Below are 13667 nucleotides of genomic sequence, written 5' to 3' on the forward strand. Positions count from 1 at the left end.
AATTAGCCTTTAACGCCTTGTTTGCCTTGTAAATCTTTGAGATAATCAAAGAGTAAATCACTAAAACCAAAACTACCGCTTAGGGATTCTGAAAGCGTATCGCGATACATTGACTCATAAATATCATGTCCAGGTGCTTTTGGATACAATGAATCGTCCATTTTCAAAGAAATATCTAGCATTTGCTTTAAAATCAGTGCTTCAAAAGCGTCTGTTTGTTCTCTTAACCTTGAATCGTCATCTGTTTTTTGGATTGTAGGAGCGGATTTTGCCGCTTCAAGCAACTCTTTAGAATATCCACTAATTCCATTAAAATCAATTTGCATAATTTCTCCTTTTAAATGATTTCTAAGTCAGCGTTAAATGCGCCTGCTTTTTTCATTGTTTCTAAGATTGCAATCATATCTTTTGGTGTTGCGCCCATTCTTTGTAAAGCGCGTGTTACGCTTGAAATTGTTGGGTTGTTTTGCGCACTTAGTGTTGCTTCTGCCGCACTAAAGGTTGCCCCATTACCCATATTAACAGCTTCTGGGTCTGTTGTTGCTTCATTGCTAACTTTAATTGTAATGTTATTATGTGTAACAACAATAGGGGAGACTTCTACGCCCATTCCCGCAATAATCGTTCCTGTGCGCTCATTAATAATAATTTTATCTTCTTTAATTGCGTCAATATCAATTTCTTGCACGCGTGCTAGAAACTCTACCATACTCATTTCTTGTGGGCGTTGTAGCTTGATTGTGCGTGGGTCAATCGCAGTTGCAACGGGAGTTGGAGGAGTTTGCGTAGCTTGTCCTTCTTGTGGTTGTGCTTGTTGTTCTTGCGCAAAAGCTGCATTAATGCTTCTTTGGATACGCATTGCATTTTGAAAATTAGATTCTTTTAGGCTTAGTGTGGCATTGATTTTATTATATAAATCATAGCTGACTTCTCTTTCTACCGTTGCTCCATTTGGTAAAAGTCCTGCTAATGGGTGATTTGCGCTTCCGCCACGCTCGCTTTTTCCTCCGATTCCAACAGCACCTTGTGCAACTGCATAGATTCTGCCATCTAAACCGCTAAGTGGAGTTAAAAGCAATGTTCCTCCTTCTAGTGATTTTGCATCACCAATACTTGAAACTAGAATATCAATTTTATCCCCTTGTCTTGCAAAAGCAGGAAGCTTAGCAGTAACCATAACCGCAGCGACATTTTTAGAGCTAATATCGTTAGCATCAATTTTTACATTCACGCTATCTAGCATATTTGAGATAGATTGCATTGTAAAAGTAGAAGTCGTTTTGTCTCCTGTTCCATTTAATCCTACAACCAAACCATAGCCAATAAGTTGGTTATCGCGCACACCTACGATATTTGCTAAATCACTTATCTTTGCGCTAAATGCAGGTAGTGCAAAGATAAGACAAAGCACTAAAAGCTTGAAGAATTTTGTTGTTTTCATTGCGTAATGTCCTTATTTCGCTAAAATCTTTCTAAAATCTAAAGCAATATCTATTCCAAAATGATATTCGGTATTTTTGTTGATAAAATATTAACAGATATAGGGTAAAATTTTGAGAAATTTTTATATTTTCAAAGGAAGACTATGCGATGGATTTTATCCTTGTGTTTTGTAGCACAGTTAGTTGGTGCAAGAGATATTTTTGAGGCTTTGCAAACAATGCAATTTGATACAAAAAAACAAGAATTATTAAAGGTGGCTATGGGGGATTTTTATGCAGAGAATCACGCATATACACGAAATAATCATCATATTAGAGATAGAATGTTAGTTGCATTAGCGCAAGGTGAAACAAATCTTACACAATATACAGAATCTTTTGAAAAAGTTAGCAAACAATATATTGCAGCAAAAACTGAGTTTTATCAAGAGGTGGTTGGAATCTTAGGAGAAGAGCAAACAGAAGAATTAATTGAGATTCTAACAAAATAGCCTAAAAATTTTTTAAGGAAAGAAGCAATGTATAGGATTTTGATTGTAGAAGATGATTTGGATATGCAAAAACTTTTGCAAGATTATTTGAAACAAAATGGAATGGAAGCTATAACAACAGATAATCCAAATATCGCATTAGAATGGATTAAGCAACAAAAAGGATTCCATTTAGCGGTGCTTGATATTATGCTACCGTATATGGATGGATTAGAATTGTGTGAGAGAATCAGAAAAGTGAGTGATATTCCAATTATTATGTCTTCTGCGCGCGGAGATATTAGTAGTAAAATGCTAGGTTTTAAAAATGGAGCAGATGATTATCTCGCAAAATCCTATGAGCCTTTGGAACTTGTTATGCGTATTAATGCTTTGTTAAAACGTTATGCGCAAACAGAATGTGTAACTTATAAAGATTTAGAAATTGATAGAACAAGAAGAAAGGTTAAGGTTAATGGAGTTGTTGTCGATTTAACGCCAGCAGAATTTGAGATTTTAGATTTGTTATTTTCACACAAAGGAAAACCTTTCTCGCGCGATTCCTTATCACAAGCAATCGCAAGTATTGCTCCTGATTCATCACTAAGAAGCATTGATACGCATATTAGGAATTTGCGCGCAAAACTAGGAGATGATGCAAAAACACCCAAATACATTCAATCTATTTGGGGAATAGGATATAAGTTTTGCGATTAAAAATAAAATCTTGGATTCCACCTTTATTTGTCCAAATTTATTTACTTTTTATTCTCTCACTTGGTGTAGGTGGAATTATTGCTTATCTTGCAAATCTCAATTCTTTAAAAAAGAATGAAGAAGCGGTTTTAAGACAAACGGTTTTTATTGCGCAACAATCTTTAATGAATTTTATACGTGGTGATATTGTGCGATTGAAAAATGCGGCACAAGAGTTTGGTTTTGAGATAATTAAAGAGATTCCACCTAATGCACGAATTTTGTTCAGCACTAAAGAAACTTTTGGAACAATACAGATTTTTAAAGAGAGGCAAAATTACGGATTCTATCTTGAGTATTTGGGTATGGATTTAGCGGCATTTAAAAACTTTGGCGCAGAGCTTGTAAGTGATGATGGGCTAAATGTGTGGATATTTTTAGATTTTTTGATACTACTTTTGACATTTTCTGTGATTTTAGCATTATTGCACCCTTTGAAAATTCTACAAAGTAGCTTAGAAGCTTTTGGACAAGGAAATTATAAAATCCATATTCCTGTGTCAAAAGAACCACAACAAGCGAAATTAGCAGAGAGTTTTAACATGATGTGCGCAAAGATTTCTAAGCTAATGTTAGCAAGAGAGTTTGTGCTAAGAAATATCGGACATGAGCTAAAAACACCAATTTCTAAAGCAAAGATTGCATTAGAATTAATGCCAGAAAACCCCCAAAAAGAGCTAGTTGGCAAATGTATTTATAATCTTGATAATCTAACAAGCCAGATTTTAATGTTTGAAAAAATCCAAGAAGGCAAGGATTTGCTTTTTTTAGAAGATTTTGATGTAGAAACGCTATTGATTAAGACTTTAGAGCAGTTATTTATAGAAGAAGAAATACTAGAAATTGTGCTAGATGAAAATTTTAAAATTCATGGGGATTTGCAATTTTTATCCATTGCATTAAAGAATCTTATTGATAATGCGTTTAAATATAAAAGTGAAGGTAAGATTGTATTGCAAGCTTATAAAAGCAATGGAGAATGCAGAATCGCAGTAAAGAATTATGGAAAAGAACTCCAACAAGAGATTGCATATTACCTCGAACCTTTCTCGCGCGATAAAACGCATGAGTTAATTCAAGGCTATGGACTTGGACTTGGGATTATTAAAGGAGTGCTAGAATTGCATAATTTTAGGTTAGAGTATTCTTATAAGGATAATATGCATTGTTTTGTCATGGTATTTGGTAATGTGGAATCTGAAATATAAGGGAAGCAATGGAGATTATAGGGATTGATTTAGGGAGTAATTCCTTGCGCGGTGTGCGTATGGAAGTGCGTAATAATGGGAAAGAATTTGTCGCTATTAAGGAATATGATTCCACAGTGCGCGCAGCAGAGGGTTTAGAAGAGAGTGGAGAGATTTGCAAAGCAGCAGTTTGTCGTATTGTAGAGGGATTATTACAAATGCGCGAGAAATTAGGAATCTCTAGTGAAGATACAGTTGTCGCGCTTACAACACAAGCGATGCGCAAAGCACGGAATCAAAAAGCTGTGCTGCAAGAGATTTTTGAAAAAAGCGGCATATCTTTTAGGGTGATTAATGGGGAAATGGAAGCAAAAATTACTGCTTTAGCTCCAAAGCTTGCATTAGAGCGATTAAAACTGCAAAAGCATAAATACCAACAAGATTGTTTTTTGCTTGTAGATATGGGAGGGGCTAGCAGCGAGTTTATTATTTGTAACTCCCAAAATATCGAATTTGCAAAAAGCTTTGAAATAGGCATTGTGAGTGCTAAGGATAGGTTTAAGAGTGTAGAAAATTTAAAGGCATGCAAGGATATGTTTTTAAAGCCTATCGTGGAGTTTGTGGAATCTTGTAGAAAAAAGGGTGCGATTCCAAAGTTTCTTGTCGCAAATAGTGGCACACCAACGCTTGTCTGTGCTTTTAAACTTGGATTAAAAACCTATAATCCACGCGCTGTTTTTGGAAAAGAGCTTGTGAATGCGGATTTTAATGCGATGTTGGAAGAATTTTTGGCATTAAACAAAGAATCGCAAATTTCTCTAGTTGGAACATATAAAGCAGATGTTGTGCCTTTTGGTATTGCGCTTTTTACTTGTTTTATGGAGGCTTTGGGGTTTGAAGAATGTTTGGTAATGGACGAAGGACTTAGAGAAGGAGCAGTGATAGCACATACATTGGGAATGATATAGTTTTAAGAAATGATTATGGATATAGAGTTAAACACTTATTTGAGAAATACAGCTATCAGATACACTAAGATAAAAGAGCGTTTAAAAACGCAAGAAGTAATTCGCGTGGGGATTTTAGTGATTGATGATAAAGTTTTTCCTTATCATAGTGTCATTGAAGAGTTGGCTAAGGATTCTCGCTTTTGTGTGTATATTTTTGTTGTGCCGATGATTACAAAATCATTAGAGTGGATTTCTGAAACGATGCAAAGAACCTTTTTGAATCTAAAAGAAAAATATGCAAATGTTTTTTGTGTATATGATTTTGATAAAAAAGAATATTATGAGATTTCGCATTTAATGGATATTGCGTTATTTTGTAATGTGTATGATGTAGGTGTGCATCCTTATTATAGAGTTGTTAATTTGTCGCAAAAAGTGCTTTGTGTCTATGTGCCTTATGGATTTACAGGAATGTTAAATTATGATTTTAAGGGAATTATTCTTTGTCTTGAATATGCTTTATTTTGGAGAATTTATGTAGAAAATCAAAAAGGTTTGCAGGCAACTTTGCAAAATCCTAATATAAATCCTAATAATGTTGTCGCTGTGGGTTATACGAAAATGGATACAATAACACGTTATCATAAGATTCCAAGCAAAAGAAAAAAGGTGATAATCTCCCCACACCACACAATGACAGATTGGAAAGAATTGCAACTCTCAAATTTTTTAACTTATAGTGAGTTTTTCTTGGAATTGCCTAAACTTTATCCGCAAATTGATTTTATCTTTAGACCACATCCTTTAGTTTTTGAGGTATTAGATAAGAATCCTAGCTTGTGGAATGATACTAAAGAAAATTATTTGAAAAAAATTGAAGCAATTCCTAATATGAGCTACCATAACGCAGATGATTATTTGGATCTTTTTGTGCAAAGTGATGCGCTAATCCATGATTGTGGGTCTTATATCGCAGAATATTTATATACAGACAATCCTGTATGCTATATGCTTAGAAAGGATACATATCAGCATACATTTTCATCTTATGGGTTTGAAGTATTAAGCCATTTGTATCTTGCATTTTGTAAAGAAAATATTTTAGCTTTTATAGATGAGGTTGTGATTGGTGGAAAAGATACTTTGTGTGCAAAAAGAATAAATTTTGCTAAAGAACATATAAGATTTAATCTTTCAAGTGCAGGGGCTGCTCTTGTTGAGAATCTTAAAGAAGAAATTTTTGGTGAGCGGGGAGGGGGCATTAATTTGCCTTTATGAGTATTTTACTTTGCGTTAAAGATTTATTCTTTCAGCGCAATCGTATTTGTCGAATACAACACTGCATCTCCAGCAAGGCTTACGCGCTCGTCTTTGTCGCAGCAAAGTAACACACCTCCGCGTTTGCTTGCTTGATAGGCAAGAATCTGTGCTTTGCCTAGCTTTTTGCTCCATAATGGCACAAGGTGGCAATGCCCAGAGCCACAAACGGGGTCTTCATCAACGCCATGTTTTGGTGCAAAGCTTCGGCTTACACAATCAAAATCTTCTATTCCTTTTGTAGTGATATGACATAGCACACCTTCAAGCTCAAGCACTTTTGACATATTAGGTTTGCAGCTGCGCACTTGCTCTTCATTTTCAAGCACACAAATCAAATCGCGCCCTAGATAAATTTCAATGGGCTTATATCCAATAGCTTCTTCAATCTTTTGAACGCGCTCTTTTGTTAGTTCAAGCGGAGTTAGAGCAAAGCTTGGCAAATCAAGTCCGTATTTATCGCCATTTTTTCGCACTCTTAGGATTCCGCTTTTGGTTTCAAACGCAACTTCTTTAAGCGCGCTATCAACAAAATTCATCACCACAAACGCACTTGCAAGTGTTGCATGCCCACAAAGCTCAATTTCTCCAGCAGGAGTAAACCAGCGCAATTTATATTGCTTGTCTTGGCACAGACAAAAAGCGGTTTCAGAAAGATTATGCTCATTTGCAATTTTTTGCATTAGAGAATCTTCTAGCCATTGGTGTTGCAACAAACACACAGCAGCAGGATTCCTGCTAAAGATTTTATCGCTAAATGCGTCAATAACATAGCATTGCATTATGTTTCCTTTGTTTGTCGTGTTAGCGTAAAAATTATAACACTTTTATCTTGTTATTTCCCCACTCTTTTTGCTGCCTCTCCGCTATATCTATCGCCCACAATTTTTATTTTTTCAAGTTCCGCATTGATTTGGCGCAAATCCTCTGCACTTAGAACAATCGCAAGTGAGCCGATATTTTCTTCAAGCCTACTTGGGTTTGTCGTCCCAAAAATAGGCGCGATAAAGGGCTTTTGCGCACAAACCCACGCAAGAGCAATTTGTGCTGGTGTCGCATCTTTTTGTTTTGCGATGTTTTTTAGCAATTCCACAAGAGCCATATTTGCTTTGAGTGCTTCTTTTTCAAATCGTGGCACGGTGCTTCTGAAATCATCTTTGTCAAAAGTAGAATCCGCATTAAACTTTCCTGCCAAAAATCCTTTACCAAGTGGCGAAAATGGCACAAAGCCAATGTTTAGCGATTCTAAAACACCCAAAAGCTCCTTTTCTGGCTCACGCCACCACATTGAATATTCGCTTTGCACCGCACTTAGTGGGAACACAGCGTTTGCCTTTTTGATACTCTCAATCCCCGCTTCGCTCATTCCCCATGCTCTAATTTTACCCTCTTTGGCAAACTCTGCACAAAGCCCCGCAACCTCTGCTACGGGGATATTTGGATTAACGCGGTGTTGGTAATACAAATCAATATAATCCGTTTGCAACCGCTTCAAGCTTCCTTCAAGAGATTTGCGCATTTGCGCCAAATCGCTGGTTACAACCTGCTTGCCATTTTCGACTTGGATTCCAAATTTGGTTGCCAAAATAACCTCATTGCGAAAGGGTTTGAGGGATTTGCCAACAAGAATCTCATTGGTGTGCGGTCCATAGACTTCGGCGGTGTCAAAGAATGTAATGCCCAAATCTTTGGCTTTGTGAATAAGAGAAATCATTGCATTCTCATCTTTTGCTTCACCATAGCCATAGCTCATTCCCATACACCCAAGCCCAAGCGCGCTTACTTCTAGGTTTCTTAGCTTTCGTTTTTGCATTGTTACTCCTTTTGTGTTTTGCAAATTTTGTATATTCTTAGAATCTTTGCACGCATTTAAGCTCAATATTCCAAAACCTGCTAAGCTAACCAATCCCCCGATTTTTGCAGAGGTTGCCAAAAACTCACGGCGGTTTTTGTTGTGATTTTTCATTATTTCTCCTTTTGATTTTTTGTGTGGCAATGCCAATCATCGCTTATCAAACACGCTTCCTCCCGCGTCTGCAAAATCTGCTGCTTTGCCTGCATAACCCTGCGTGGCTTGCATATCTTTTTGCACCCACGCGATTTTATTCTCCGCACTTTTAAATGCTGCTTCACCCATAAAAAGGCTAAATGGTGGCTTAGGATTGCGTGAGACTTCATAGAGAATCTTTGCAAATTCTTGTGGGTTTCCTGCTTGTTTGCCACTGTATTGTGCGATATTCTCTAGTGCAGCTTTGCGTCTTTGTGCATATTATTCAACTTCTAGCTCGCCTTTCACTAAGCTTGTGCCTAAAAATTCAGTGCGAAATCCCGCTGGCATGACATTAATTGTGTGGATTCCATATTCGCCTACATCAAGCAATAATCCCTCGCTTAACGCACTTAGGGCAAATTTGCTCATACAATAAGGTGTGGAATTATTGCTAACACGAAAACCGCCAATGGAGCTAAGATTGAAGATTCTAGCTTTAATATTTTGCGCATTTCCTCCCTCTTTTAGGCTTTGTGGGCGTAAAATTTTGAGTGCGTTTTGTGCGACAAGAAATGGCGCAAAGACATTAACTTCAAATTGTTCTCTTAGCTGCTTTTCGCTCACTTCTTCAACAAATCCTAAAAGCCCATACCCTGCGTTATTGACTACATTATCAAGCCGCCCAAACTTTTGCTGCACAGATTCTAAATTTTGTGCAATTTGTGCGTTTAAATCGCCACTAAATTTAAGCTCCAAAGGCAGAAAATTCTCGCTTTGGCTGCCAAGTTTTGCGGTGATATTGGCGATATTACGCGAAGTTCCTGTGACTTTATCACCTTTTGCCAATAAATATTTGGCAAGTTCTAGCCCCAAGCCTCCGCTTGCTCCTGTGATATACCAAACGTGCGAATTTGTATTCATATTTTCTCCTTGAGTTGTGTGTTTTGAATCTGCGTTATTTGCATTATTCGTATTGCTTTGAGTGGTTTGGCTTTTTTGTTTTGAATCACAACCTTGCAATCCTAAGATTCCAGAAATTCCAACCAATCCTCCTGCAACGCCTAATATTGTGGTGTTTTTGAGAATCTTGCGTCTGTCTTTGTCCATTTTGCTCCTTTGTATAAATTTGTGATATTATAAAGCATTACATCTAGTGTCTGTCAAGAGGGTGGGGCAAAAGTTGTGGGCATAACCAAATCCTGCTATAATGAAAGAAATTTTCCAAAGGAAATCTATGAAACACAAAGACCATTATAATGATGAATATATTATCGATTTATCATCAAAAATCCTTGCAGTAATACCAGAATTTAAGGCAAAAACTTTTGTGGATTCTTTGAGTGGCAAACTTGATGATAAAGAGCTTTTTGCTAGGCTTGATTGTATTGTTGATGCAATGCAAAAAAGTATGAGCGATGATTATTCTAAAAATATTGAGGCATTTTTTAATATCCTTGGGGAAGAATTAAGCAAGAGTGAGGGAATGTTTCAGTTTGGTTGGTGGCTTTATCCTATTAGTCGGTATGTAGAGCGGTGTGGGAATGAAAATTGGCGTTTGTCGCTAGCGTTTTTAAAAGAGCTTACTAAAAGATTTACGGGTGAATATGCGATTCGTCCTTTGCTAAAAGATCACCCCAAAGAAGTAATGGACGAGCTTATCAAATGGAGTTTGGATTCTAATGTGCATGTGCGGCGGCTTGCAAGTGAGGGCGTTAGAATCCGCTTGCCTTGGTCGCAAAAGCTCTATGTCGCACTTGATGAGTTTGAAAAATACACAACAATTCTTACAAATCTCAAAGACGATAAAGAAAAATTTGTGCAAAAAAGCGTGGGGAATAACTTAAATGATTTATACAAAGATGCACCGCAGAAAGCGGATTTTATCATCAATCAATGGGAGAAGAGCGGCAATAGCAAAGCACAAGCGTGGATTATCAAACACGCAAGAAGGAATCAAAAGTAAGCAAGTAAAAGCAAAAGGCTAAAAATAAGCAAAAAGCTTTTAGATTCTGCATAGTTAATTTAGCAAGTATTTTATATGGTTTCTAAAAGTTATTTTACTTGTTTTTCGCCCATTATGTATTGAGTCGCAGTTTTAAGCTCACCATTCTCATTATATTCTTTTAAGATTCCATTGATTACCCAGCTTTTATTTCCGTCTTTTGTGAGCGGTCGCTCCATTTTGAGATTCCCATTTTCATAATAATACTTTTGAAAACTCTTTGTATTGTCGTTTGAAAATTCTACCTCCATACGCAATGCCCCGCTTTCATAATACCGCTTACCACCTTGTGGCTCTCCATTTTGATAACAAAAGAGAGATTCTAAGTTGCCATTTTCATAATACACTTTTGTTGCGCCATGCCTTTGGTGTTTTGCGTTGTAGCCAATCTCAGCTTTAAGTTTGCCATTGCTATGGTATTCTTTTTCTATGCCGTATTTACTGATTTTACAAGGAATCTCAACTTGTTTGTTATCATAAGATTCCATTGTTTTTGCTTCTTCTATGTGGGAGCTACAACCAGCCATAACCGAAATGATTCCTAAGCAATAGATAAATTTCACCCGCATCATCTCTCCATAAAATCTATTTTCTAAGTATTATAACACCGCGACTATAAATTTTGATTAATGGAGTTATATAAGATATTTTAATATATCAATATATATTGATATATTAAAATATTCATGCTACAATACCTCTGAATTTGAAATATTGGAGAGAAACCCATGTCTATCACAACACAGCTTCTAAACGCCTTGCAAAGCTTTATAGTGTATTTTGTTGAACTTTCTGTATTATTCCTTGCTTTAAATATGTTTGTTAGCTGTCTCAATGCCCGATTTTCTGGCACGATTCAAAAGCATTTGCATAAAAAAGGCATAGCAAGCTATCTTAAAGCAATGCTACTAGGGGCAATGACGCCATTTTGTTCGTGTTCTACCATTCCACTATTTATTGCATTTTTGCGCAACAAAATCCCGCTAAGTGTGAGCTTTGCCTACCTTATGACTTCTCCACTTATTAATCCTATCATTTTGGTTATGCTTCTTGTATCCTTTGGGATTAATCTCACTTTAGCTTATATTATCTTTGTTATGCTTGTCATCGTGCTATTTTCTTTTTATATAGAATCGCTTAATCAAGAAACATTACTCAAAGCTAGTTTTTTCACCCAAAATAATCCTAAAATTTCTTGTTGCACAGATTTTAAGATAAATTTTCCTGCACAAAATGCAATAAAATTTAGCACACAAATCCCTAATTTAGTGCAAAATAATCTCCAAAAAACACAAAGTTGCTGCACAAAACCCAAAAAAGAGACTGAATCTAAATCGTGTTGCACAGATTCTAAAAATCCATCACAGAGCCTAAAATCCTATTTCTATGCAAGTTTTAGAGATTATAAAAAACTTTTGCCTTATCTTATTGTTGGTATGGGCATTGGAGCGTTTATTCACGATTTTATCCCGCAAGGAAGTTTGGAATCTTTTTTAAAAGACTTTGGCTATCTTGGAGTAGTCATTGCAGCATTTGTTGCACTTTTGCTTTATATTCGCGTTGAGGCAATTATCCCTATTGGGCTAGGGTTTATCAATGCAGGCGTTCCTTTAGGAATGGTGATGAGCTTGCTTATTGCTGGTGGGGGTTGCAGTTTGCCCGAACTCATTTTGCTAAAATCCATTTTTACAATGCGTTTTTTATTGCTTTTTATTCTAATCGTGCTTAGTATCGCCATAGGATTTGGCTCTTTTGTTTTGGCATTTGGGCTTTAAAAGATTTTATAAAAGGAGAAAAAATGCAAAAACTAGAAGAGTTTTTAAAAATTACAGGGGCAATCAATGATGAAAGTCGGCTTAAAATCCTTGCCTTTTTATCTCTGCATTCGCCAAATATGCTTTGTGTTTGCGATTTAGTAGAATCTTTAGAAATGAATCAATCCCGCCTTTCGCGTCATCTTAAGATTCTAAAAGATGCAGGATTTTTAGAACTACAAAGAAAGGGTGTGTGGGCATATTATGGAATCAAAAAAGATTTAGCAGACTTTCACAAAGATATTTTAAAGCATATTGAGTTTTTAGGGTTACCTTTGCCCCCTTTAAAACCGCATAAGCAATGTGAGCTAGTTTAGAATCCTAAACTAGCTTTTTTGTTATTGCCCTACGCGTTTTGCTTGTTCCTGTGGGTATCTATCGCCTTTAATTTCTATTTTTGCAAGTTTTGCTTCAAGATTTGCAAGCTCTTTTTGGCTTAAATTTACTTGCAATGCACCAATATCTTCGTGCAAATGTTCTACATTTGTCGTGCCAAAAAGTGGGACAATATAAGGTTTTTTGGCTAATTGTAAGATAGATTTTTGATACAAAAGAATCTTTATCCTGCATTTCTTGTTGTATGGATTCTTCTAAGATTGTGCCATAATCCTTTGTGGATTCTTGATTTTTGGGATTCTCCACACAGAGGGAATTTCTATGTGGAAAATAAATAGAAGTATTGCTAACTTGCATAGACACTTCCTTTTACGCCTTAATATTCTGCAATATCTCGCTTAAAATATCTATCGTCTTGTTTTTACGCTCTTCAAAATGCGCTTGGGATTCGTATTTGCCCTCGTGTAGATAGCCGTTTTGTATCCTATTATTTTGCAAGATTGCTATGTTTTGCTCTAGCAATTCTTGGATTTTTGTAGAATCAGATTCTAGGCTGTTTTTCGTTCGCACTTGGTTTAGGATTCTGCTATCTAGCTTAGAAACATCGCTAATCCCTTGAATCCTCATCGCCTCGTCTATGTCGTTGATAAACTTTGCGCCTATGGCAAGCAAGCGTGATTTTCTATCTAGTGTAGGTGTAGAATCTTCTGTTAGGTTTTCTGCATTTTGCTTATTTTTCTCCCATTGTTCTAGTTTCTCATCAGTTGGCACGACAATCCCTAGATATTCTCCGAAGTTTTTTGCTTCTTCTTGCTTTTGTGTGGTTTCTTGATTTGCTTTGTTGGCGAACATTTGGTATTGATAATTTTGTGTGTTGATTTGCATAAGCACTCCTTGGTTAAATTATGCTTTAATACTCCGCAATATCTCGCTTAAAATATCTATGGCTTTTGCTTTCTGTGCTTCAAAGATATGTTGGGGCTTTGGACTCCAATTTCCCAATTCATCTAAATATCCACCATTGTTTGAAAGTCTTTTTGATGCGCTAATTGACTTCTCTAAAATATTTTCAAATTTAGTAGAATCTGTTTCATTAAGCCATTGTTGCAGAATTTTATATCCATTATCAGTAGTGCCATAAAGCCTTTGGGATTCTAGTGTCGCTGCTTGCACTAAACCCGCAAAAGCCATAAAGCTGCCTGTATCTTGAATATCCCACTTAAAAATATCCCATAATCGCTGTGGCGATTCCTCTTGTGTTTCTTGAATCTCATTAGCATTTTGGTTGCTTTGCAAAGATAAAAGCGTATTAAAGGAAGTTGCGCTATTTTGATTTTTTTCTGCTGTGCTTTTATATGTGGGGATTCCTTGCGTAAATGAATTTGCTTCAATTTGCATAAAAA

At 36.3% G+C, this 13667-nt stretch carries 18 protein-coding genes; 8 read left to right on the forward strand and 10 right to left on the reverse strand.

Translation table 11 applies throughout. From position 1 onward, the window contains the following. Positions 1–2 precede the first annotated feature (2 nt). On the reverse strand, positions 3–326 hold the full coding sequence (locus LS70_RS03180; RefSeq protein WP_034289926.1) for a rod-binding protein: 324 nt from the start codon (positions 324–326) through the stop codon (positions 3–5). Between the two features lie 11 nt (positions 327–337). Then, positions 338–1441, reverse strand: coding sequence for a flagellar basal body P-ring protein FlgI (locus LS70_RS03185; protein WP_034289929.1), 1104 nt, complete (start codon positions 1439–1441; stop codon positions 338–340). A gap of 144 nt (positions 1442–1585) precedes the next feature. Here LS70_RS03185 and LS70_RS03190 point away from each other — a divergent pair, with 144 nt between their 5' ends. The 5 genes from LS70_RS03190 to LS70_RS03210 are packed head-to-tail and all read left to right on the forward strand — an operon-like array spanning position 1586 to position 6083. Then, positions 1586–1933, forward strand: coding sequence for a hypothetical protein (locus tag LS70_RS03190; protein WP_034289932.1), 348 nt, complete (start codon positions 1586–1588; stop codon positions 1931–1933). 27 nt (positions 1934–1960) lie between these two features. Continuing rightward, positions 1961–2629 carry a response regulator transcription factor gene (locus tag LS70_RS03195; RefSeq protein ID WP_034289936.1) on the forward strand — a complete coding sequence of 223 codons (669 nt, stop codon included), beginning with the start codon at positions 1961–1963 and terminating at the stop codon, positions 2627–2629. Continuing rightward, complete coding sequence (locus LS70_RS03200; protein ID WP_081949789.1) at positions 2620–3876, forward strand: ATP-binding protein; 1257 nt, start codon at positions 2620–2622, stop codon at positions 3874–3876. Before LS70_RS03195 ends, LS70_RS03200 begins: the two co-directional genes overlap by 10 nt. Positions 3877–3884: 8 nt before the next feature. After that, complete coding sequence (locus tag LS70_RS03205; RefSeq protein WP_034289939.1) at positions 3885–4823, forward strand: Ppx/GppA phosphatase family protein; 939 nt, start codon at positions 3885–3887, stop codon at positions 4821–4823. 15 nt (positions 4824–4838) lie between these two features. Further along, a complete protein-coding gene (locus LS70_RS03210) occupies positions 4839–6083 on the forward strand; it encodes a CDP-glycerol glycerophosphotransferase family protein (RefSeq protein ID WP_161594698.1) in 1245 nt (414 codons plus the stop codon). Between the two features lie 23 nt (positions 6084–6106). On the opposite strand, the gene LS70_RS03215 is transcribed toward LS70_RS03210, so the two are convergent. The 4 genes from LS70_RS03215 to LS70_RS03225 form a co-directional block, all read right to left on the reverse strand. Next, the gene (locus LS70_RS03215; protein WP_034289949.1) at positions 6107–6904 is read right to left on the reverse strand and encodes a PhzF family phenazine biosynthesis protein; all 798 of its coding nucleotides are present in this window, start codon (positions 6902–6904) and stop codon (positions 6107–6109) included. A 53-nt stretch (positions 6905–6957) separates the two neighbouring features. Next, complete coding sequence (locus tag LS70_RS03220) at positions 6958–7935, reverse strand: aldo/keto reductase (protein WP_034289952.1); 978 nt, start codon at positions 7933–7935, stop codon at positions 6958–6960. Positions 7936–8124: 189 nt separating this feature from the next. Further along, positions 8125–8259, reverse strand: coding sequence for a hypothetical protein (locus tag LS70_RS10290; RefSeq protein ID WP_268902938.1), 135 nt, complete (start codon positions 8257–8259; stop codon positions 8125–8127). Positions 8260–8391: 132 nt separating this feature from the next. Beyond that, complete coding sequence (locus LS70_RS03225) at positions 8392–9219, reverse strand: SDR family NAD(P)-dependent oxidoreductase (RefSeq protein WP_052083398.1); 828 nt, start codon at positions 9217–9219, stop codon at positions 8392–8394. 127 nt (positions 9220–9346) lie between these two features. On the opposite strand from LS70_RS03225, the gene LS70_RS03230 reads away from it, so the two are divergent. Then, positions 9347–10075: a DNA alkylation repair protein gene (locus tag LS70_RS03230; protein ID WP_034289954.1), complete on the forward strand. Its 729-nt coding sequence runs from the start codon at positions 9347–9349 to the stop codon at positions 10073–10075. A gap of 89 nt (positions 10076–10164) precedes the next feature. Here LS70_RS03230 and LS70_RS03235 read toward each other — a convergent pair whose 3' ends face one another. Then, positions 10165–10683, reverse strand: a complete 519-nt coding sequence (locus tag LS70_RS03235) for a toxin-antitoxin system YwqK family antitoxin (protein ID WP_052083399.1) — start codon at positions 10681–10683, stop codon at positions 10165–10167. A 159-nt stretch (positions 10684–10842) separates the two neighbouring features. Here LS70_RS03235 and LS70_RS03240 point away from each other — a divergent pair, with 159 nt between their 5' ends. Together LS70_RS03240 and LS70_RS03245 are read left to right on the forward strand one after the other, a co-directional pair. Further along, complete coding sequence (locus tag LS70_RS03240; protein ID WP_034291224.1) at positions 10843–11889, forward strand: permease; 1047 nt, start codon at positions 10843–10845, stop codon at positions 11887–11889. 23 nt (positions 11890–11912) lie between these two features. After that, positions 11913–12245, forward strand: a complete 333-nt coding sequence (locus LS70_RS03245) for an ArsR/SmtB family transcription factor (RefSeq protein WP_034291227.1) — start codon at positions 11913–11915, stop codon at positions 12243–12245. Between the two features lie 21 nt (positions 12246–12266). Here LS70_RS03245 and LS70_RS03250 read toward each other — a convergent pair whose 3' ends face one another. The 3 genes from LS70_RS03250 to LS70_RS03260 all read right to left on the reverse strand — a co-directional run bounded on the left by LS70_RS03250 (position 12267) and on the right by LS70_RS03260 (position 13662). Next, positions 12267–12479: a hypothetical protein gene (locus LS70_RS03250; RefSeq protein ID WP_034291228.1), complete on the reverse strand. Its 213-nt coding sequence runs from the start codon at positions 12477–12479 to the stop codon at positions 12267–12269. Positions 12480–12633: 154 nt separating this feature from the next. After that, positions 12634–13149 carry a hypothetical protein gene (locus LS70_RS03255; RefSeq protein ID WP_034291230.1) on the reverse strand — a complete coding sequence of 172 codons (516 nt, stop codon included), beginning with the start codon at positions 13147–13149 and terminating at the stop codon, positions 12634–12636. Positions 13150–13167: 18 nt separating this feature from the next. Beyond that, positions 13168–13662, reverse strand: a complete 495-nt coding sequence (locus LS70_RS03260) for a hypothetical protein (protein WP_034291232.1) — start codon at positions 13660–13662, stop codon at positions 13168–13170. Positions 13663–13667 lie beyond the last annotated feature (5 nt).

Source organism: Helicobacter sp. MIT 11-5569 (assembly GCF_000765695.2).
GTDB lineage: Bacteria > Campylobacterota > Campylobacteria > Campylobacterales > Helicobacteraceae > Helicobacter_D.